Here is a 17,796-nt window from a genome sequence, read left to right as displayed (position 1 = left end):
TGTGCCATGATCGTCAGCATGACCCGTACGCCCTCGGTGTCCTGTGTTTTTGTCTGTCACGACGGTGCCGGGCGGATCCTGCTGGCCCGGCGCTCGGCCGGCGCCCGCGACGAACCGGGCGCCTGGGACGTGGGCGCCGGCGCGCTGGAGTTCGGCGAGACGTTCGAGACCGCGGTGACCCGCGAGGTGCTGGAGGAGTACGCGACCCCGCCGCTCGCGATCGACCTGCTGGGCGTGCGCAACGTGCTGCGCGCCGACCCGCCGTCGCACTGGGTGGCGGTGGTCTTCGCGGTGCGGCTCGACCCGGCCGCGGCCCGGATCGGCGAGCCGCACAAGTTCGACGAGTTGGGCTGGTTCACCGCGGACACATTGCCGGCGCCTGTGCACTCCCAGTTCGCCGAGACGTTCGCCCTCTTCAGCGCTGCGGCACCGGCTCGTTGACGAGGCAGACCGCCGCGTTCGCGAGGTTTCGGCTCAGTGCCGCCGGCCAGTCGCGACGATCAGACCCGGCTCGCCGTCGATCGCCTGCGTGGAGTCAAGCCGGACCATGTTGTTGAAGAAAGAGCCAACCGACCGATCGAAAGGGTCTGCGACCTCCGCGTAGGGATAGCCGTAGCGACTGGAGCGTTCCCAGAAGTGCTGCAACCGAGGGCTGGGTCGCGCGATCTCCTCCAGCAACGCCTGCGGGCTGACTTCCCCGGCTCGCACGAAGTCGATGCTTGCGACGTACGGCAGAGTCAGTAGCGCCAGGCGAGGGAGGCCGCCGAGTCCCACGTCGACAGCAGCGAGGTCCGTGCGGCCTGCCGTCGACCTTCGGAAGTGCGTACCGGCGAGGCGAACGAGCTCGGTGCCCTCGTCCCGATACGACTGCGGCGAGCTTACGCCCGCCCGTCCGTACCCGGGACCGGGTCGGCGTTTCGCCGGTGCGGCATCGTCAGACCCCGGGTTCGTCGTCTGTTCGGCGGTTCCGGTTCCGGTCCCGCCGGCCGTTGACCGGCTCGACGTGCCGACCAGCACGGCGAGGTTCGCACGAGGTCTTCGCTCGGCATCGCACCGGAGATCACCTCCTCGTAGTGAATGCCGGCAAGTATCAGTGGCAAGTCACACTGTCGGAGCATCAACGGGCGGAGTGGGACGTGGTGGGCGACCGAGTGGTGCAACTCGCGCCGGACCCAGTCCGACTTCACCGAAGTCGGCGTGAGGATCGCAATGACAGCCGCGGCCGTTTCGATCTGCTGGGCCAGGACGTCGTCGAAGCGGTCGCCCGCCAACATCCGGTGGTCGAACCAGACTTCGACGCCGGCCGCGCTCAGGTGGGCGGCCATTCGGTCGACGTAGGCGCGATCTTCCCGGCTGTAGCTGACGAAGACGTGGCCGCTCACCCGTCGACCATATCGATCGGACGGTCGACCTCAGCGATCCACTGCGCCGGCGCGGACCACGCCGCACTCGTAGGCGTAGACGACGGCCTGCACCCGGTCGCGCAGGCCCAGTTTGGTCAGCACCCGGCTGACGTGGGTCTTGACGGTGCCCTCCGACAGGTAGAGGGTGCCGGCGATCTCCACGTTGGACAGGCCGCGGGCCAGCAGGCCCAGCACTTCGCGTTCCCGCTCGGTCAGCGCGTCCAGCGCGGCGGCCGGAGCCGGGCCGGCGCCCGCCGTGACGTAGCGGTCCAGCAGCCGGCGGGTCACGCTCGGCGCCACCACCGCGTCGCCGCGGGCCACCACCCGGATGGCCGACAGCAGGTCGGGCGCCAGCGTGTCCTTCAACAGGAAGCCGCTCGCCCCGGCCTGGAGCGCGGCGTACACGTACTCGTCGAGGTCGAACGTGGTGAGGATCAGCACCCGGGTCGCGGTGGCGCCGGCGCAGATGCGGCGGGTCGCGTCGACGCCGTCGACCTCGGGCATCCGTACGTCCATCAGGACGACGTCCGGTTGGCTCTCCAGTGCGATCTGGGCGGCCTCGGCGCCGTCACCGGCCTCGCCGACCACCCGCATGTCCTCGGCGTTCTCGAGGATCATGCGGAAGCCGGTGCGGACCAGGGTCTGGTCGTCCGCGAGCAGAACACTGATCATGCGCGACGCTCCTCGATCGGCAGGGTGACCCGTACGGTGAAACCGCCTCGCGGGCCCGGACCGGTGTCCAGGCTGCCGCCGAGCAGACGGACCCGCTCGCGCATGCCGCGCAAGCCGTTGCCGCGGCCGTCGTCGTGCCGGACGACCCGGCCGTCGTCGCTGACGTCGATGTGGACGGCCGACCCGGCGTACGAGATCACAATGGCCGCCCCGGCGCCGGCGCTGGCGTGTTTCATGGTGTTGGTCAGCGCCTCCTGCACGATCCGGTACGCCGTGAGGTCGACCGCGGACGGCAGCGGGACCGGATCGCCCTCGATGGTCAGCCGCACCGGCGTGCCGGCCTCCCGCACCTGGGCGAGCAGCGACGGCACCCGGGCCAGTCCGGGCTGCGGGTGCCAGGCGTCGTCGACCTCGCCGACGGTGCCGAGCACGCGGCGCATGTCGGCCAGAGAGTCCCGGCCGGTCTTGACGATCGCTTCCAGGGCGGCCCGGGTGTCCGCGGGCCGGTTGTCGAGCGCGGCCGCACCGCCCTGCGCCTGGATCACCATCACGGAAAGCCCGTGGGCCACCACGTCGTGCAGTTCCCGGCTGATCCGGCCGCGCTCGGCGGCCACCGCCAGCACCGCCCGCTGCTCCTGCTCGCGTTCCAGGCCGGCCGCCCGGGCGCGCAGTTCGTCGAGGTAGGCGCGCCGGCTCCGGGTGCCGGATCCGATGGCCCAGGCGGAGATCAGGATCAGCGCGAGCCCGGGCAGGTCGTTCCAGGCGATCCCGCGGATCTGCTCGCCGGCATGGTCGTCCGGGAGCGGTGGGGGATCGAACCTCTCGTCCGGGAACGGCGGGCGGGGCCGGTCCTCAGGCCACGCCTGCGGCGGCACGCGGTTCAGCTCGACCTTCCGGACGGCGAACGAACTCGACGCCAGAGCGAGCACCAGCATGCCGGACAGCACCACCAGGGAGAGCGCCCAGCCGTAGCGGACGGCGACCGTGTAGAGCAGGATCGGCACGCTCAGATGGATGATCGTGAGCGGCTCGAGCGCGGCGAGCGGGACCACGGCGGCGAAACAGCAAAGACCGAGCATCGGGAACGGCCAGCGCCGCCGCAGGGCGACGCCGGCCGCCGAGAGTGCGGTCGCGAGCCACCACGCTGCGCTCGGGTCGGACGAGTCGCTCATCGCGATGTGCCCGCCCACCAGGGCGGCCGCCAGCGCCGCGTCCTGCACCGCCGGCCGGCGAGCCCAGGAGCGGACCTCGTGCACCAGGTGTTCCGCCATGACGTGGTGAGCTTACGAGCCGGTGGCACGCGGTTATATCCGTCGCGAGATGTATATCGGCGGTTCCGGATACCTCTCCCGGCAGACGCGGGTATCGCCACCCGGGCCACAGGATGGCCGCATGAATCCACAGAGAACAGTGACCGGGCGGGCCGCCCTCGCGGTGATCGTCGCCGGAGCCGGGCTGGCCGCACCGGTCGCGGGTACGCCCGCCGCCGCGGCAGCCGCGGCCCGGGCGCCGGCGGCGATCGCCTGGCAGCCCTGCCGTTCCTATTCCGAGGAGGCGCTGCGCCGGATGGTCCCGCCGGATCGGCTGGACCGGTTCAAGGAGGTGCTGGCCCGCCTCGAGTGCGGCACGGTCAGCGTCCCGCTCGACTACGAGCGCCCGCAGGGCCGGCAGATCACCGTCGCGCTCACCCGGCTCAAGGCCGTCGACCAGGCGCACCGGCTCGGGAGCCTCGCGATGAACCCCGGCGGTCCGGGCGGCAGCGGCTACCTGATGCCCGTCCAACTGCTGACCATGAACGACGACGCGGGGCTCAACCAGCGGTACGACCTGATCGGCTTCGACCCGCGCGGCGTCGGCTACAGCACCAAGCTGAACTGCCCGCCGCCGGACGGGGATCCCGGTCCGCGGCCGGCCGGCCCGGAGACCGAGGAATCGGCGCGCCGCCGGTACGACATCGAATCGCGCGCCAACGCGGCGTGCGGCCGGTCGGATCCCGCCTTCCTCGGCGAGCTCACCACCGCCAACGTGGCCCGCGACCTGGACCGGATCCGGTCCGGCCTGCGGGACCAGAAGCTCAACTTCGTCGGGGTGTCCTGGGGCACCTGGCTCGGCGTGGTCTACCGGAGCCAGTTCCCGGCGAACGTCGGCCGGATGTTCCTGGACAGCGTGGCGATCCCGCGGTTCAGCGTGGTCGCGTTCCAGGACGGCCGCGCGGCGGCGGCCGAGCGCAACGCCCGGCGGATGGCGGCCTGGATCGCCGAGCGCCACGACCGGTACGGCTTCGGCACCACGCCGCAGCAGGTCCGGGACGCGATCATCGCGCTGCGCGCCGACTACGACGCCAACCCGCGCCGGTTCACCGATCTCGACATGCCGCTCGACGGTGCGATCGTCGCCGTGTCCGCCACCCAGGACGCGCCGGTCTGGCCGCTCGCCGGCCAGGTGCTCGCGGAGTTGCGGGACGCGACCGGGCCTACCGCACCGCCGACCGTCAAGGAGGTCATCGGCGATCCGGAGCCGCCGTCCGAGCCGCCGGCCGACCTGCCGGAGCAGGGGAACCGGACGATGAACCGGGCCGCCTTCTGCAACGAGGACCCGAGCCGGCTCGGCTTCGACGCCGCCTGGGCCGCGTTCCAGAAACGCCTCGCGGACAACCCGATGACCGGCCGGGCCGACGACTTCTCGGCGGGGTGCGCCGGCTGGCCGCTGCCGGTGCAGCCGGTCCGGCTCCGCCCCGGCGGCGGTTCGCTGGTGCTGTCCGGGCACCGGTACGAGACCCCGTCGCCGTACGAGTGGACGCTGCAGACCCAGGCCATCGTCGGCGGCAAGGTCTACACGGTGGACGACGACGTGCACGGCTCGGTCCTGCGCGAGCCGGCCTGCGCCGCGGACCTGCTTTCGTTCTTCGACACCGGCCGGATCGACGGGGGCTGCGCCGGTGTCCCGGTGCCCGAGGGCGACGGGCAGCCGGCGGCGAAGACGCTGAGCCGGCCCGCCACCGGCTTCACGTTCTGAGCATCGCGGGTAAAACGGGGGTGGCACCAGGTGTGCCGCCCCCGTCGGCGGCGCGGCGGTCCGGCAATGGTCAGGCGCGCAGGTCGTCCAGTGTCGCGCCGGCGACGATGCGGGCGATATTCCGGCTGTGGTCGCGGTCGGCCAGCCGCCGGGCGAGCTCGTCGAGGTCGGTGATGTCGCCGTATGCGGCTCGGAGCGCGGCCCGCATCAAGTCGACGTGACCTTCTTCGCGGCCTTCTTCGCGGCCTTCTTGGCGACCTTCTTGGCGACCTTCTTGACGGCCTTCTTCGCGGTTTCTGCGGGCGATCTCGCGGCCGGTCTCGGTCTGCTCGAGGATGTCGTTCATGCCTCTCCTTCGCAGTGCTTCTACCAGCTGGGTCGCCAGGGCGCCTCCCACGAGCATACCCAGTTCGGTCTGGAGCAGTTTGTCCGCAGGTTTTTCGGCGGTGACGATCCGGTCGGTGACGCGCTCGACTAGGTCGTGTGGGGGTTTGCGGGTGAACAGTGCGAGTGCGGGGGCGGGGCTGGCCAATAGCGCGTCGGGGTCCAGATCGTCGGGGATGTTCACGGCGTGGTAGTCGAGGCGTTCCTGGTCGCGTTCGAAGCGGCCCGGGTATCCGTAGCCCTCGGGCCAGAGGACTACCTGATGGATGCGGTGCGTGGCGCGGCGGTATCTGGTTGCCAGGGTCGCCCAGTAGGAGACCATGCGTTCTTGGAAGTCCTCGGTGCGTTTGAGCTGGATCTCGATCTGGAAGACGTCGGTGGGGGTGCCGTCGTCGTGCCGGATGGCGAATACGTTGTCGCATTGGCGGTTGCGTTGCCGTAGCTGTTCGGTGGGCTCGGCGGTGATCACGTCACCGTCGCGCAGGGTGGCGCCGCACAGTAGTTGTAGGGCGTCGCGGGGATGAGCGTTCAGCAGCGCCTTGAAGATGCCGTCGAAATCGCGGGGTGGCGCCGGCCGGGCGGAGGGGACGTGGCCGCTCATGGATTGCTCCTGCGGTGTTTGGCGGGAGTCGGGAAGGACAGTCGCTATTGTCTGATGCCTACTAGGCAAGAGTCAATAATGCGGCGACGGTCTTGCGCGAGCCGGCGGCGCGGACGGGCCCGTACCATCTTGGGTGACCGCGCCCCGGCCGGCAGTGGGCGCAACTGGTCGCCGAGGCCTTCGACGCCGGCCGGCCGCGCCGCTGACCCGCGTCCTGCACCCGCTCGACGCCTGGCACGAATGGCTCGACGGGCATGACACCGGCTTCGCCCGTCAGGTGCGTGAGCATCTGCCGACCGTCGCCGCGGCCTTGGACCATCTCGCCCGCCTGCGCGGTGCCGCCAGGTCGCTGCGCCGGATCCCGAATGGACCGGCCGGCTCACCGAGATCCGGTAGCGCCGCTCAGTCGAGGCAGAACTCGTTGCCCTCGATGTCCTGCATCACCAGGCACGACTCGTTGTCCTCGTCGGCCAGTAGCAGTTGCACGCGCCGGGCGCCGAGGGGGAGCAGCCGGGCGCACTCGGCCTCCAGCGCCGCGAGACGCTCCTCGCCCACCAGCCCGGTGCCGACCCGTACGTCGAGGTGCACCCGGTTCTTGACGACCTTTCCCTCGGGGACCCGCTGGAAGTACAGCCGCGGCTCGGCGCCGTTCGGATCGACGCACGCGCCGGCGAATCCGTCCGGTGAGGGCGGCACGACGTACCCCAGAACCTCGCACCAGAATCGGGCGAGGCGCTCCGGTTCTGCGCAGTCGAAGGTGACCTGGACCTGCCTGACCGATGCCATCGCCTCACCATAGTCCGCGCCGCGACGCTGCCCCGCGTCGGCGGCACGGCAGTCCGGCAATGGTCAGGCGCGCAGGTCGTCCAGTGTCGCGCCGGTGACGATGCGGGCGATGTTGCCGCTGTGGTCGCGGTCGGCCAGCCGCCGGGCGAGCTCGTCGAGGTCGGTGATGTCGCCGTATGCGGCTCGGAGCGCGGCCCGCATCAAGTCGACGTGACCTTCTTCGCGGCCTTCCTCGCGGCCTTCTTCGCGGCCTTCCTCGCGGTTTCTGCGGGCGATCTCGCGCCCGGTCCCGGTCTGCTCGAGGAGGCTGTTCGTGCCGCTCATTCGCAGCGTCTCTTCCGGCTCGGCCCAGGGAGCGGGCTCGACGGTGATCACGTCACCGTCCCGCAGGGTGACGCCGCACAGTAGTTGGAGGGTCTCGCGGGGATTAGCCTCCAGCGCCGCCTTGAAGATGACCTCGAAATTGCTGGGTGGCGCCGGGCGTGCGGAGGGAACGTGGCCGCTCATGGGCTGCTCCTACGGTGCTTGACGGATGAGTACGAAGGACAGTCTCCCTTGTCCAGCGACTACTGGGCAAGAGTCAGGGTCCGTCAGGCCGCGCGGAAGACGCCGTCCAGGGCCAGGTCGATGGAGCGCCCCGCGGCCGCGGCGGCCTCGTCGGCGTCCTCGGCGCCCTCGACCACGCCCTCCACCATGCTCAGCAGCAGCACCAGGTCGTCGGGGACCAGGTCGGCCCGCACGTGGCCGTCGTCCTGGGCGCGCCGCAGCGGCTCGGCCAGCGCGGCGATGATGCGCCGCAGGTAGCGGCCGCGGGTGCGCGGGTCGAGCCGGCGGGAGAGCAGCACCAGCGGTCGCATGGTGATCTGGGTGCGGAGGATCTCGTCGAGGGCCTGCCGGAAGGTGGCGGGGTGGTCGCGGCCGGCAGCCACGCACTGCTCGAGACGTTCGATCTGGTACGCGATCACCGCGCCGGCCAGCGCCAGCCGGTCGGGGAAGTGGCGGTAGAGCGTGGCTTGGCCGATGCCGGCCCGGCGGGCGATCTCCGGCATGCCGAAGACCTTCTGCTGGCTGGTCATCACCTCGCTGGCGGCGTGCAGGATCGCCGTGCGGTTGCGCAGGGCGTCCCGGCGGCGGGCCGGTTGGGCACCGTAGAGCACTGCGCCCACCTCCTCGAAGTGACCAACGTTACTGGCAAGTAACGATAATGTCATGAAGTTCAAATTCTCGGTACGGCTTCCTACGCTCCCGGCACCGGAGCGCTCCGCACACCACCCCACATCCCGACTTCCGCCTCGCTTGAGGAGCGCTCATGGTGCCCCGACGCTCGTTCCTGCTCGCCGTACTCGCGATGGTCCTCGTCGCGGGTGCCGCGGCGCCCGCACCGGCCGCCGCGGCGGCGGCCGCACCGGCTGTCACATTTGTCGATATCCCCGGCGACGGCGGTGTCGTTCTCAAGGCCAATGTGGTCCGGCCCGCCGCGGCCGGCAGCTACCCGGCCGTCGTCTTCCCGTCCAGCTGGGGTCTCAACGACCTCGAATACCTGGCCCAGGCCAAGGCCATGGCGGCCGACGGGTACGTGGTGGTCTCGTACACGCCGCGCGGCTGGTGGGCGTCGGGCGGCGAGATCGACACGGCCGGGCCCAAGGACCTGGCCGACCTGTCCAAGGTGCTCGACTGGACCGTCGCCAACACCCCGGCCGATCCCGCGAAGATCGGTACGGCCGGTGTCTCGTACGGGGCCGGGATCAGCCTGCTCGGCGCGGCCGCCGACAAGCGGATCCGCGCGGTCGCCATGCTCAGCGGCTGGACCGACCTGGTGTACTCGCTCTACAGCGACCAGACCCGGCACCTGCAGTCGTCCGGGCTGCTGGCCCTGGCCGCGCAGATCGTCGGCAACCCGGGACCGGACCTCACCGGCAAGCTCGGCGACTTCCAGGCCAACCGCAACGTCGAGCAGGTGCAGGCCTGGGCCCGGGTGCGCTCGCCCGCGACCTACCTCAACCAGATCAACGCGAACGCGCCGGCCGTGCTGATCGCGAACGCCTGGGGCGACTCGTTCTTCCCGCCCAACCAGCTGGTCGACTTCTACGGCAAGCTGACCACCCCGAAGCGGCTCGAACTGCGCCCCGGCGACCACGCCATCGCGGAGCTGACCGGGATCGTCGGCCTGCCCAACGCGGTGTGGACCAGCGTGCGCGGCTGGTTCGACCGCTACCTCAAGGGCGACGCCGGCGGCACCACGCCCGGCAAGGTGCTGGTCCAGCCGGACAACGCCGGGATGGAGACGTACGGCAACTGGGCCGAGCTGAGCACCGGCAACCGCCGGTACGGCCTCGGCTCGATCCGGGCGCTGGACCAGACCGGCCTGCTCGGCGGCGCTCCCAGCACCGGCTGGGCCAAGACGGTGCCCACCGACCGCGACACCGTGGCGAACGGCGGCGTGGTGCTGCTGACCAACGGGATCTCCGCGTTCACCGGGCAGCGGCCGCAGATCTGGCTGCCGGCGGTGGACCGGGGCCGGGCCGGCGTGTGGGCGGCCGAACGACCGTCCAGTCCGCTCCGGATCCGCGGCATCCCCAAGGTGCACCTGAACCTCACCGGCACCAGCGGCGACGGCTCCCTGGTCGCGTACCTCTATGATCTGGACCGGCTCGGGACCGCCAAGCTGATCACCCACGCACCGGTGAGCTGGCTGGGCGGCGCAGCCGGCAGCCGCAGCGTCGACCTCGCCCTCTCGGCCGCGTCCTACGACCTGCCGGCCGGGCACTCGCTCACGCTGGTGGTCGACACGGTGGACCCGCTGTACTACGACGCCAACGAGGCCGGCGACGCGATCACCATCGCCGGCGGCTCCTACCTGGATCTGCCGATCCGCTGAAGGTCCGACGTAAGTCCAGGTCACCGGTGGGTACAGCGAGGAAATGCACCGGTACGGTGACGCGGTTGCCGCGATCGCCGATCCACCGCGCGACGCCGGTGACCTGGACATCCTGCGATCCCGATCGGGTGCCGGCCGTTGCATCCGCTGCACGTCGACACCCGCGAGCTGGAGACCTATCCAAACGGAGGGTGACCCGCTACTCTAAACCTATCCGTTTATAAGCCAGGTGGTTTAGAGCATGTCCATCGACGCCGTTTTCGCCGCCCTCGCCGACCCGACCCGCCGGGCGATCGTCGCCCGGCTGGCCGAGGGGGAGGCCACCGCGGGTGAGTTGGCCGGCGGCTTCCCGATCAGCCCGCAGGCCGTCTCCAAGCACCTCAACGTGCTGGAGGCCGCCGGGCTGATCGTGCGCACCCGGCAGGCCCAGTTCCGGCGCTGCCGGCTCGCCCCCGGACCGCTGCGCGACCTCGCGACCTGGGTCGAGCAGTACCGGCGGCACTGGGACGAGCGGTACGACGCGCTCGACGGCTACCTGACCACCATCCAGCAGAGGGAGCAGCAATGAGCATCACGGTCACCACCCCCACCGACCGCACCATCGGCATGAGCCGCACGTTCGCCGCCCCGCGCGACGTCGTGTTCGCGGCGCACACCCAGGCCGAGCACCTGCGGCACTGGTGGGGCCGGGGCAACCCGATGGACGTCGAGATCGACTTCACGGTCGGCGGCAGGTGGCGCTTCGTCGAACACGCCGACGGCGAACAGCACGCGTTCCGCGGCGAGTTCCGCGAGATCAACGCGCCGCACACGTTCACCTGGACCTTCGAGTACGAGCCGATGGCCGGCCACATCGCGGTCGAGCGCTTCGAGTTCGTCGAGGACGGCGACCGCACCACAGTCAACTGCACGTCCACCTTCGACAATCAGGCCGACCGGGACGGCATGCTCCAGTCCGGCATGGAGACCGGCGCCGAGGAGTCGTACCGCGCCCTGGACGCGTACCTCGTCAAGATCTCCTGACGGTGCGGGGCACCTGCCGGCCGCCGTGCGAACCCTTCCACTCCGGCAGGCGCGGTACGTCCCGGAAGCGGCTGCGCACCACCGGCTCGGCCACCTCCGATCGGGTGCGGCTCGCTCACCGGCTCAGCATCGCGGCCGGGCGCACCCCCGCGGCCTCCGGCGCCTGCCAGGTGGTGCCGCGCACGGCGGTGCCGAGGAAAGCGACCAGATAATCCCGTACGACCGGCAGGGCGTCGCCGCCGGTCACCGGCAGCCACCGGCGCACCGGTGCGGCCAGCCAGTAGGCCGCGTAGTCGGTGAAGTCGAGCGGTTCCGCGCCGCCGACCGTGTACGCCCACGACGACGGCCCGCTGGCCGCGAACAGGCTGTGCGTGGCCGGGTCGGCGGTCGCCCCGCCGGAACCGGCGCCGAGCAGCAGCAGCGGGTGCTGCAGCCCGAGCGTGACGGCCGGCCCGACCGGCGCACCGTCCAGGCTGGCCGCGCCGGCGCAGTGGACGTCGGTGCGGCACGCCTCGATGGCCGCGGCACCGCCGAACGCGTGCCCCACGTAGGTGACCCGGGCCCGGTCGGCCCGGTCGCCGAGCAGCACGCCGACCCGCTCGGCGGCGAACCGGGCATCGGCCGCCCAGAAGGTGGCCAGCCGCTCCCCGTGCGGCCCGTCCAGGTCGGATCCGGCCGCCGACCCGCGCACCGCGCCGCTGCCGAGCACGGTGAGGGCGGCGCTGTAGGTGGGCGTCACGCCGGCGACCAGGTAGCCGCGCGAGGCCAGTCCCGCCGCGACGGCCGCGTACTGCGGTGCCGCCAGCCCCAGCCCCGGCAGCAGCACGACGATCGGGAACTTTCCGGCGGCGACCGGCGCCTCGTCGTAGGTGCCGGTCCGGATCCGCTCGAACCCGGTCTGCGCCCAGCCGTACCGGTGCAGCCCGCGCCACGCCCCCGGCGCGTATGCCGATTCGCTGCCCGCCCGGGCGGCCGCCGGATACCAGAGCCAGACCGAGAGCATCCGCGGGCTGCCCCCACGCGGCGCCAGTTCATCGGTGCGCGACCGGTCGGCGAGTTCGTGCGTGGCCCGCCCCACCGGATAGGCACCGTCGGGCCCGATCGACACCGTCCGCTCCGACCGGTGCCGCAGAATTCCCGCATAAAGCCCGGCGAGCAGCAGCACCCCGGCCACCGCGACCGCGAGAACCCGCTTCATCGTCACCGAGCCATTTTCGCCGCTAGCCGCCCGACCGCCTAGCCCGCGCCCGATCCCCCAGCGATCGGGTTACCCACGCACCCGCCTTCGCCGGCGCCGGTGCCCGCCTTCGTGGTGCCCGTGTCACTTGTTGACAGCAGTTCCCCAAGGTCGAGGGTCGGCGCTGAACGCGGCGGGGGCCGGGGGCGCGGGGGAGCGGGGGCGCGGGGTAAATGGCGCGGGGTAAATCAGGCGGGGATCGGGTCTGTTCGGGTGACTTGCGTGGTGGTGGAGCGGGCCCACCGGCCGGTGGTCAGCAGGCCCAAGGCCAGGACCGCGCCGCCCAGGCCCACGATGATCCACCAGCCCAGGTGGCCGGTGCCGGCGGACGGGGCCACGGCGGCTCCGATCACGGCGATGCCCAGGGCGCTGCCCACCTGGCGGCTCGTCGACGCTATCGCGGCTGCCACGCCGGCCTGGTCTCGGGGCATGCCGGAGACTGCGGTGTTGGTGATCGGGGCGTTGACCATGGCGAAGCCGAAGCCGAACAGCAGGTAGCAGATGATCAGCAGCCAGCCGGGGGTGTCGGCGGTCAGACGGGTCATCGGCAGCATGCCGGCGATCAGGCCGGCGCCGGCCAGCACCAGGGGGAGACGCGGGCCGCGGGCGGCCACCAGGCGGCCGGACAGGGGGGACATCAGCACGTTCATGGCGGCCATCGGCAGGGTCCACAGGCCGGCCGCGAGCGCGGACAGGCCGCGTACGTCCTGCAGGTAAATGGTGTTGAGGAACAGGAAACCGGCCAGCGCGGCGAAGGCCGAGACCGCGATCAGCGTGGCGCCGCTGAACGGGACGCTGCGGAAGAAGCGCGGGTCGATCAGCGGGTCCTCGCGGCGCGGTTCGTAGATCAGCAGGGCGGTCAGGGCCAGGGCACTCAGGGCAAAACAACCGATGATCTCGTACGACGTCCAGCCCGCCAGCGGACCCTCGATGATGCCGTAGGTGAGCGTCGCCAGCGTCGTCAGCACCAGGATCTGGCCGACCGGGTCGATCCGGCGCGGGTGTTCGGCCCGTGACTCCGGCACGAAGCGGGCCGCCAGCACGAACGCGGTCACCAGGACCGGGATGTTCACCCAGAAGATGGCCCGCCAGCCCAGCGTGTCGGCCAGCAGGCCGCCGAGCACCGGGCCCAGCGCCATGCTGAAGCCGATCACGCTGCCCCACACGCCGATGGCGCGGGCGCGTTCGCGCGGGTCGGTGAACGTGTTCGTGATGATCGACATGGCGACCGGGTTGAGCATCGAGCCGCCGACGGCCTGGACCATCCGGAACACGATCAGCCACTCCAGGCTGGCCGCCACGCTGCACAGCAGGGAGCCCAGGGTGAACAGGGCCAGCCCGGCCTGGAAGGTGCGCCGCCGGCCCAGCCGGTCGCCGGTGGAGCCGCCCAGCACCAGCAGGCTGGCCAGCACCAGCGCGTACGAGTCCAGCACCCACTGCAGGCCGGAGACCGAGGCGTCCAGGTCGCCTCGGATCTCGGGCAGCGCGATGTTCACGATGGTGGCGTCGAGGCCGACGATGAACAGGCTGAGGCAGCAGATCGCCAGGATCAGGTAGCGGCGGTGCACCGTTCCCTTTCTACCCCGGGTTACCAGACGTCGCCGTCGCGCCAGTCACAGGCCAGCGTGCCGGTGCGGCGCAGGTCGGCGCCGCCGGGCACGATCCGGACGAACGTGCCGCCGTCGTCGTCGGCGGTGCGGGTCAGGCCGGCCGGTGCCAGCACCGCGGTCGGACCCTGCCAGACCAGCCAGCCGCGGCGCAGATAGAGGCCGCGGCCGTCCGCCGAGGTGGACAGCGCGCCCAGGTCGAAGGCGCGGTCGATGACGTGTTCGGCGGCGGCCATGACGGCGTTGCCGAGGCCCTGCCGGCGGCACTCCGGGTGTACCGCGACGCCCTCGACGTACCCGCCCCGCCAGGACCGGTCGTCGTGCAGGAAGCGGCGCTGCACCACCGCGGCGTGCGCCACCAGCATGCCGCCCACGGTCACCGTGAAGTGCTGGCCGCCTAGGGTGTGGTCCCAGTCGTCGTCGGTGAACTCGCCGTCGAACGACAGGTCGAGCAGCCGGCGGATCGCGGCCCGCCCGGCCGGGTCCAGGTCGGCGGTCGCGACGGTCCGTACGGAGGGCATGACGCAGCCTAGACTGGCACGATGCCCGATCCCGGTAGCCGGCCCGCGCGGGTCGAGGACGTCCACGAACTGGCCACCGGCATGCCGCACGTGACGGTCGTGGACGGCACCGCCGACAACCCGGTGTACCAGGTCGGCGGCAAGTCGTTCATCTTCTTCCGCAACCCGCGCCCGGACGCCGTAGACCCGCGGACCGGCGAGCGGTACACCGACGTGATCGTGTTCTGGGTGGAGTCCGAGGCCGACAAGCAGTCCCTGGTGCAGGACGAGTCGTCGCCGTTCTTCACCACCGCGCACTTCAACGGGCACCGCTCGGTGCTGCTGCGGGCCAGCCGGATCGGCGAGCTGAGCCGCCAGGAACTGGCCGAGGTGATCCAGGACGCGTGGCTGTCCCGCGCCTCGGCCCGCCGGGGCGCCCAGTGGCGGGCCGGTCTCGGCGGTTAGGAAGCGCTCAGCTGGTCGCGCCGTTCGCGCAGCCGGGCCAGGATCGCCTCCTGCTGCTCGATCTCGGTGAGCGTCTGCGCCAGCTCCGGGCCGTCGGTGGGGCCGTCCTCGCCCCGGCCGATCCGCCGGCGCGCCTCGGTAACCTGCGGCTCCAGCTCGGCTATCTCCTGGTCGAGCCGTTCGAGATCAGTCTGCGAAGTCATGAGGCGGAATTGCCCTGGTTGCCGGCCGGTAAACACCCGGCCAGCAGCTGCCGCATCGAACCCATGCCGTAGTGGTCCACGTCGCTGGACAGGGCCGCGGCGTCGCGCAGCGCCGGCGCCGGGTCGATGCCGAGCGCGGCCGCCCGGGCCACCAGGTCGCGCAGCGACAGCATCACGTCCCGGGCGTCGTTGCCCTGGTCGGCCGCCGACACGGCCAGCAGCCGGCGGCGGAACTCGGCCTCGGTGGTCCAGTCCCGCGGCAGGTGTATCCGGTTGCGGAAGGAAGGGTGCGCGCGCAGCAGGTCGCGTACCTCGGCCCGGGTCTGGTCGGAGCCGGACCGGTAGGCGTCCAGCAGCGCGGACAGGGCGGCCACCCCGTCGGCCGGCGGTTGCCAGGCCCGGAGCTTGTTCATCCAGTCCGGATCGGACAGATCGACGGGCTGCTGTCCCTCGTCCTTCAGCCGCCGGTCGACCTCGGCCACCAGGGCGCGCACATCGGAGTCCATATCTCAGTATCGGCAGCGGAGCACCACCATGGTGTGCCCGGCCACGTCCACCGTGCCGCCGGCCCGGGTGGTGCGGCGGCGCGCGGCGAGCAGCGGGTCGGCGGTGTTCACCACGATCTCCCAGGTGCGGCCGTAGTCGCGCGGCGGCACGGTGAACGCCACCTGGTCGCCGAGCGGGTTGAACAGCAGCAGGAACGAGTCGTCGGTGATCTCCTCGCCGAGCGCGTCGCGTTCCGGGATGCCGTGCCCGTTCAGGAACACGGTCATGGTCATGCCGCTGCGCGTGTTCCAGTCGGCCTCGGTCATCGGCTCGCCGTCGCGGCGCAGCCAGGCGATGTCCGGGACCTTGGTGTCGCCGACCAGTTCGCCGGTGAAGAACCGGCGCCGCCGGAAGATCGGGTGCTCGGCCCGCAGCCGGGTGAGCGCGCGGGTGAACCCGGTCAGCACGTCCTGGTTGCGGGCCTCCTTCCAGTCCACCCAGCTGATCTCGTTGTCCTGGCAGTAGACGTTGTTGTTGCCGCTCTGGGTGCGGCCCAGTTCGTCGCCGTGCGCGATCATCGGCACGCCCTGGGACAGCAGCAGGGTGGCCAGGAAGTTGCGCTTCTGCCGCTCGCGCAGGGCCACGATGTCGGCGTCGTCGGTGGGTCCCTCGGTGCCGCAGTTCCAGGACCGGTTGTGGCTCTCGCCGTCCCGGTTGTCCTCGCCGTTCGCGTCGTTGTGCTTGTCGTTGTACGAGACCAGGTCGTTGAGCGTGAATCCGTCGTGCGCGGTCACGAAGTTGATCGACGCGAGCGGGCGCCGGCCGTCCACCTCGTAGAGGTCGGAACTGCCGGTGAAGCGGGACGCGAACTCGCCCAGACCGGCCGGTTCGCCGCGCCAGAAGTCGCGTACCGAATCCCGGTATTTGCCGTTCCATTCGGTCCAGAGCGGGGGAAAACCGCCCACCTGGTAGCCGCCGTCACCGACGTCCCACGGCTCCGCGATCAGCTTCACCTGCGACACGACCGGGTCCTGGTTGACCAGGTCGAAGAACGCGGCCAGCCGGTCCACCTCGTGGAACTCGCGGGCCAGCGCCGCGGCCAGGTCGAAGCGGAAGCCGTCCACGTGCATCTCGGTGACCCAGTAGCGCAGCGAGTCCATGATCAGCCGTAGCGATTCGTGGTGCCGCACGTTGAGGCTGTTGCCGGTGCCCGTGGTGTCGTAGTAGTACTGCCGGTCCTCGTCCACGAGCCGGTAGTAGGCCGGGTTGTCGATGCCGCGGAAGGACAGCGTCGGGCCCAGGTGGTTGCCCTCGGCGGTGTGGTTGTAGACGACGTCCAGGATCACCTCGATGCCGGCCTGGTGCAGCGCCTTGACCATCGACTTGAACTCCTGCACCTGGCCGCCGTGCCCGCCGAACGAGGCGTAGTCGTTGTGCGGCGCGAAGAAGCCGATGGTGTTGTAACCCCAGTAGTTGGTGAGGCCCCGGTCGACCAGCGTGCTGTCGTGCACGAACTGGTGCACCGGCATGAGCTCGACCGCGGTCACCCCGAGCTTCTGGAAGTGCCTGATCATCACGGGGTGGGCGAGGCCCGAGTACGTCCCGCGGACGTCGTCCGGGATGTCCGGGTGCCGCATGGTGACGCCCTTGACGTGGGTCTCGTAGATCACCGTCTCCCAGAACGGGATGCGCAGCGGGCGGTCGTTGCCCCAGTCGAAGAACGGGTTGACCACCACACACTTTTGGGCGTACGCGGCGGAGTCGTCCTCGTTGCGTGAGGCGGGGTCGCCGAACCGGTACGCGAACAGTGCCTCGTTCCAGTCGTTGTGCCCGTCGATGGCCTTCGCGTACGGATCGAGCAGCAGCTTGTTCGGGTTGCACCGCAGCCCCCGCGCCGGGTCGTAGGGGCCGTGCACGCGGTAGCCGTACCGCTGGCCGGGCACCACCCGGGGCAGGTAGCCGTGCCACACGAGGGCTTCCCGCTCGGGCAGGTCGACGCGGGTCTCGGTGCCGTCGTCGTCGAACAGGCACAGTTCGACCCGTTCGGCCACCTCGGAGAACAATGCGAAGTTCGTGCCGCCGCCGTCGTAGGTCGCGCCGAGCGGATAGGCATTGCCGGGCCAGATTCTCACGCGACACCTCTCTCCGCCGGTGCCCCGCGGTAAACGCCGGGGTGAGCGAAACGACGAAAGGCCGGCCCATCGGGCCGGCCTTTCCTCACGATATCGCTCAGCCGAGCAGTTGGGGGATGCGCTCGAACAGCTGCTGGGTGTAGGTGATCATCTCGTGCAGCATCCAGTTGCCCGAGAACAGCAGGGCGGCGCCGCAGGCGGCGGCCTTCGGGACGAACGAGAGGGTCGCCTCCTGGATCTGGGTGACCGATTGGAACAGCGAGATCGCGAAGCCCACCGCGAGGGCGGTCAGCAGGATCGGCGCGGACATCTTGGCGGCGATGGTCATTGCCTGCAGGCCCAGCTCAACAATCATCGTGTCGGTCATGCCAGTCCATTCGGGCGCCGCGCGGGCTCGTGGAGTG

The 17,796-nt window shown here is 71.1% G+C and carries 21 protein-coding genes; 6 read left to right on the top strand and 15 right to left on the bottom strand.

Features of this window, described 5'->3' with window-relative positions:
* Positions 1-18 precede the first annotated feature (18 nt).
* A complete protein-coding gene (locus Ari01nite_RS23710; RefSeq protein ID WP_203784069.1) occupies positions 19-441 on the top strand; it encodes an NUDIX domain-containing protein in 423 nt (140 codons plus the stop codon).
* A gap of 33 nt (positions 442-474) precedes the next feature.
* On the opposite strand, the gene Ari01nite_RS23705 is transcribed toward Ari01nite_RS23710, so the two are convergent.
* The 4 genes from Ari01nite_RS23705 to Ari01nite_RS23690 form a co-directional block, all read right to left on the bottom strand.
* Complete coding sequence (locus Ari01nite_RS23705) at positions 475-708, bottom strand: hypothetical protein (RefSeq protein WP_203784067.1); 234 nt, start codon at positions 706-708, stop codon at positions 475-477.
* 170 nt (positions 709-878) lie between these two features.
* Positions 879-1,382, bottom strand: a complete 504-nt coding sequence (locus Ari01nite_RS23700; RefSeq protein WP_203784064.1) for a toll/interleukin-1 receptor domain-containing protein — start codon at positions 1,380-1,382, stop codon at positions 879-881.
* Between the two features lie 30 nt (positions 1,383-1,412).
* A complete protein-coding gene (locus Ari01nite_RS23695) occupies positions 1,413-2,075 on the bottom strand; it encodes a response regulator (protein ID WP_203784062.1) in 663 nt (220 codons plus the stop codon).
* A complete protein-coding gene (locus Ari01nite_RS23690; protein WP_203784059.1) occupies positions 2,072-3,346 on the bottom strand; it encodes a sensor histidine kinase in 1,275 nt (424 codons plus the stop codon). Before Ari01nite_RS23690 ends, Ari01nite_RS23695 begins: the two co-directional genes overlap by 4 nt.
* A 121-nt stretch (positions 3,347-3,467) precedes the next feature.
* Here Ari01nite_RS23690 and Ari01nite_RS23685 point away from each other — a divergent pair, with 121 nt between their 5' ends.
* The gene (locus Ari01nite_RS23685) at positions 3,468-5,090 is read left to right on the top strand and encodes an alpha/beta fold hydrolase (RefSeq protein WP_203784057.1); all 1,623 of its coding nucleotides are present in this window, start codon (positions 3,468-3,470) and stop codon (positions 5,088-5,090) included.
* Positions 5,091-5,160: 70 nt separating this feature from the next.
* Here Ari01nite_RS23685 and Ari01nite_RS23680 read toward each other — a convergent pair whose 3' ends face one another.
* The 4 genes from Ari01nite_RS23680 to Ari01nite_RS23665 all read right to left on the bottom strand — a co-directional run bounded on the left by Ari01nite_RS23680 (position 5,161) and on the right by Ari01nite_RS23665 (position 8,018).
* A complete protein-coding gene (locus Ari01nite_RS23680; RefSeq protein ID WP_203784055.1) occupies positions 5,161-6,075 on the bottom strand; it encodes an RpnC/YadD family protein in 915 nt (304 codons plus the stop codon).
* Between the two features lie 402 nt (positions 6,076-6,477).
* Positions 6,478-6,861: a VOC family protein gene (locus Ari01nite_RS23675; protein ID WP_203784053.1), complete on the bottom strand. Its 384-nt coding sequence runs from the start codon at positions 6,859-6,861 to the stop codon at positions 6,478-6,480.
* 63 nt (positions 6,862-6,924) lie between these two features.
* Positions 6,925-7,368, bottom strand: coding sequence for a hypothetical protein (locus tag Ari01nite_RS23670; RefSeq protein WP_203784051.1), 444 nt, complete (start codon positions 7,366-7,368; stop codon positions 6,925-6,927).
* 83 nt (positions 7,369-7,451) lie between these two features.
* A complete protein-coding gene (locus Ari01nite_RS23665; protein WP_203784049.1) occupies positions 7,452-8,018 on the bottom strand; it encodes a TetR/AcrR family transcriptional regulator in 567 nt (188 codons plus the stop codon).
* 152 nt (positions 8,019-8,170) lie between these two features.
* Between Ari01nite_RS23665 and Ari01nite_RS23660 the strand changes: the two genes are divergently transcribed.
* The 3 genes from Ari01nite_RS23660 to Ari01nite_RS23650 all read left to right on the top strand — a co-directional run bounded on the left by Ari01nite_RS23660 (position 8,171) and on the right by Ari01nite_RS23650 (position 10,762).
* The gene (locus tag Ari01nite_RS23660; protein ID WP_203784048.1) at positions 8,171-9,739 is read left to right on the top strand and encodes a CocE/NonD family hydrolase; all 1,569 of its coding nucleotides are present in this window, start codon (positions 8,171-8,173) and stop codon (positions 9,737-9,739) included.
* 241 nt (positions 9,740-9,980) lie between these two features.
* Positions 9,981-10,307 carry an ArsR/SmtB family transcription factor gene (locus tag Ari01nite_RS23655; protein ID WP_203784046.1) on the top strand — a complete coding sequence of 109 codons (327 nt, stop codon included), beginning with the start codon at positions 9,981-9,983 and terminating at the stop codon, positions 10,305-10,307.
* Positions 10,304-10,762, top strand: coding sequence for an SRPBCC domain-containing protein (locus Ari01nite_RS23650; protein ID WP_203784044.1), 459 nt, complete (start codon positions 10,304-10,306; stop codon positions 10,760-10,762). Before Ari01nite_RS23655 ends, Ari01nite_RS23650 begins: the two co-directional genes overlap by 4 nt.
* A gap of 115 nt (positions 10,763-10,877) precedes the next feature.
* On the opposite strand, the gene Ari01nite_RS23645 is transcribed toward Ari01nite_RS23650, so the two are convergent.
* The 3 genes from Ari01nite_RS23645 to Ari01nite_RS23635 form a co-directional block, all read right to left on the bottom strand.
* A complete protein-coding gene (locus Ari01nite_RS23645) occupies positions 10,878-11,966 on the bottom strand; it encodes an alpha/beta hydrolase (RefSeq protein WP_203784041.1) in 1,089 nt (362 codons plus the stop codon).
* 221 nt (positions 11,967-12,187) lie between these two features.
* The gene (locus Ari01nite_RS23640; RefSeq protein ID WP_203784039.1) at positions 12,188-13,567 is read right to left on the bottom strand and encodes an MFS transporter; all 1,380 of its coding nucleotides are present in this window, start codon (positions 13,565-13,567) and stop codon (positions 12,188-12,190) included.
* A gap of 20 nt (positions 13,568-13,587) precedes the next feature.
* On the bottom strand, positions 13,588-14,127 hold the full coding sequence (locus tag Ari01nite_RS23635; protein WP_203784037.1) for a GNAT family N-acetyltransferase: 540 nt from the start codon (positions 14,125-14,127) through the stop codon (positions 13,588-13,590).
* Positions 14,128-14,148: 21 nt separating this feature from the next.
* Between Ari01nite_RS23635 and Ari01nite_RS23630 the strand changes: the two genes are divergently transcribed.
* Positions 14,149-14,571, top strand: a complete 423-nt coding sequence (locus Ari01nite_RS23630; RefSeq protein ID WP_203784035.1) for an MmcQ/YjbR family DNA-binding protein — start codon at positions 14,149-14,151, stop codon at positions 14,569-14,571.
* On the opposite strand, the gene Ari01nite_RS23625 is transcribed toward Ari01nite_RS23630, so the two are convergent.
* The 4 genes from Ari01nite_RS23625 to fliQ all read right to left on the bottom strand — a co-directional run bounded on the left by Ari01nite_RS23625 (position 14,568) and on the right by fliQ (position 17,759).
* The gene (locus Ari01nite_RS23625) at positions 14,568-14,774 is read right to left on the bottom strand and encodes a hypothetical protein (RefSeq protein ID WP_203784033.1); all 207 of its coding nucleotides are present in this window, start codon (positions 14,772-14,774) and stop codon (positions 14,568-14,570) included. The genes Ari01nite_RS23630 and Ari01nite_RS23625 overlap by 4 nt on opposite strands.
* The gene (locus tag Ari01nite_RS23620; protein ID WP_203784031.1) at positions 14,771-15,280 is read right to left on the bottom strand and encodes a hypothetical protein; all 510 of its coding nucleotides are present in this window, start codon (positions 15,278-15,280) and stop codon (positions 14,771-14,773) included. Before Ari01nite_RS23620 ends, Ari01nite_RS23625 begins: the two co-directional genes overlap by 4 nt.
* Positions 15,281-15,283: 3 nt before the next feature.
* Positions 15,284-17,392, bottom strand: coding sequence for a glycogen debranching protein GlgX (glgX, locus tag Ari01nite_RS23615; protein ID WP_203784030.1), 2,109 nt, complete (start codon positions 17,390-17,392; stop codon positions 15,284-15,286).
* Positions 17,393-17,489: 97 nt separating this feature from the next.
* Positions 17,490-17,759, bottom strand: a complete 270-nt coding sequence (gene fliQ, locus Ari01nite_RS23610) for a flagellar biosynthesis protein FliQ (RefSeq protein ID WP_203778449.1) — start codon at positions 17,757-17,759, stop codon at positions 17,490-17,492.
* Between the last annotated feature and the right edge of the window lie 37 nt (positions 17,760-17,796).

Origin of the sequence: Paractinoplanes rishiriensis, assembly GCF_016862375.1 — a bacterium.
GTDB lineage: Bacteria > Actinomycetota > Actinomycetes > Mycobacteriales > Micromonosporaceae > Actinoplanes > Actinoplanes rishiriensis.
Note: the sequence above shows the minus strand (reverse complement) of the source record. Positions and strands in the feature narration are given on the sequence as shown.

Coding starts and splice junctions, on each gene's coding strand:
- Ari01nite_RS23685 (WP_203784057.1), top strand. CDS start 3,468: ATGAATCCACAGAGAACAGTGACCGGGCGGGCCGCCCTCGCGGTGATC.
- fliQ (WP_203778449.1), bottom strand. CDS start 17,759: ATGACCGACACGATGATTGTTGAGCTGGGCCTGCAGGCAATGACCATC.
- Ari01nite_RS23710 (WP_203784069.1), top strand. CDS start 19: ATGACCCGTACGCCCTCGGTGTCCTGTGTTTTTGTCTGTCACGACGGT.
- Ari01nite_RS23630 (WP_203784035.1), top strand. CDS start 14,149: ATGCCCGATCCCGGTAGCCGGCCCGCGCGGGTCGAGGACGTCCACGAA.
- Ari01nite_RS23650 (WP_203784044.1), top strand. CDS start 10,304: ATGAGCATCACGGTCACCACCCCCACCGACCGCACCATCGGCATGAGC.
- Ari01nite_RS23670 (WP_203784051.1), bottom strand. CDS start 7,368: ATGAGCGGCCACGTTCCCTCCGCACGCCCGGCGCCACCCAGCAATTTC.
- Ari01nite_RS23625 (WP_203784033.1), bottom strand. CDS start 14,774: ATGACTTCGCAGACTGATCTCGAACGGCTCGACCAGGAGATAGCCGAG.
- Ari01nite_RS23695 (WP_203784062.1), bottom strand. CDS start 2,075: ATGATCAGTGTTCTGCTCGCGGACGACCAGACCCTGGTCCGCACCGGC.
- Ari01nite_RS23675 (WP_203784053.1), bottom strand. CDS start 6,861: ATGGCATCGGTCAGGCAGGTCCAGGTCACCTTCGACTGCGCAGAACCG.
- Ari01nite_RS23620 (WP_203784031.1), bottom strand. CDS start 15,280: ATGGACTCCGATGTGCGCGCCCTGGTGGCCGAGGTCGACCGGCGGCTG.
- Ari01nite_RS23635 (WP_203784037.1), bottom strand. CDS start 14,127: ATGCCCTCCGTACGGACCGTCGCGACCGCCGACCTGGACCCGGCCGGG.
- Ari01nite_RS23660 (WP_203784048.1), top strand. CDS start 8,171: ATGGTGCCCCGACGCTCGTTCCTGCTCGCCGTACTCGCGATGGTCCTC.
- Ari01nite_RS23690 (WP_203784059.1), bottom strand. CDS start 3,346: ATGGCGGAACACCTGGTGCACGAGGTCCGCTCCTGGGCTCGCCGGCCG.
- Ari01nite_RS23680 (WP_203784055.1), bottom strand. CDS start 6,075: ATGAGCGGCCACGTCCCCTCCGCCCGGCCGGCGCCACCCCGCGATTTC.
- Ari01nite_RS23655 (WP_203784046.1), top strand. CDS start 9,981: ATGTCCATCGACGCCGTTTTCGCCGCCCTCGCCGACCCGACCCGCCGG.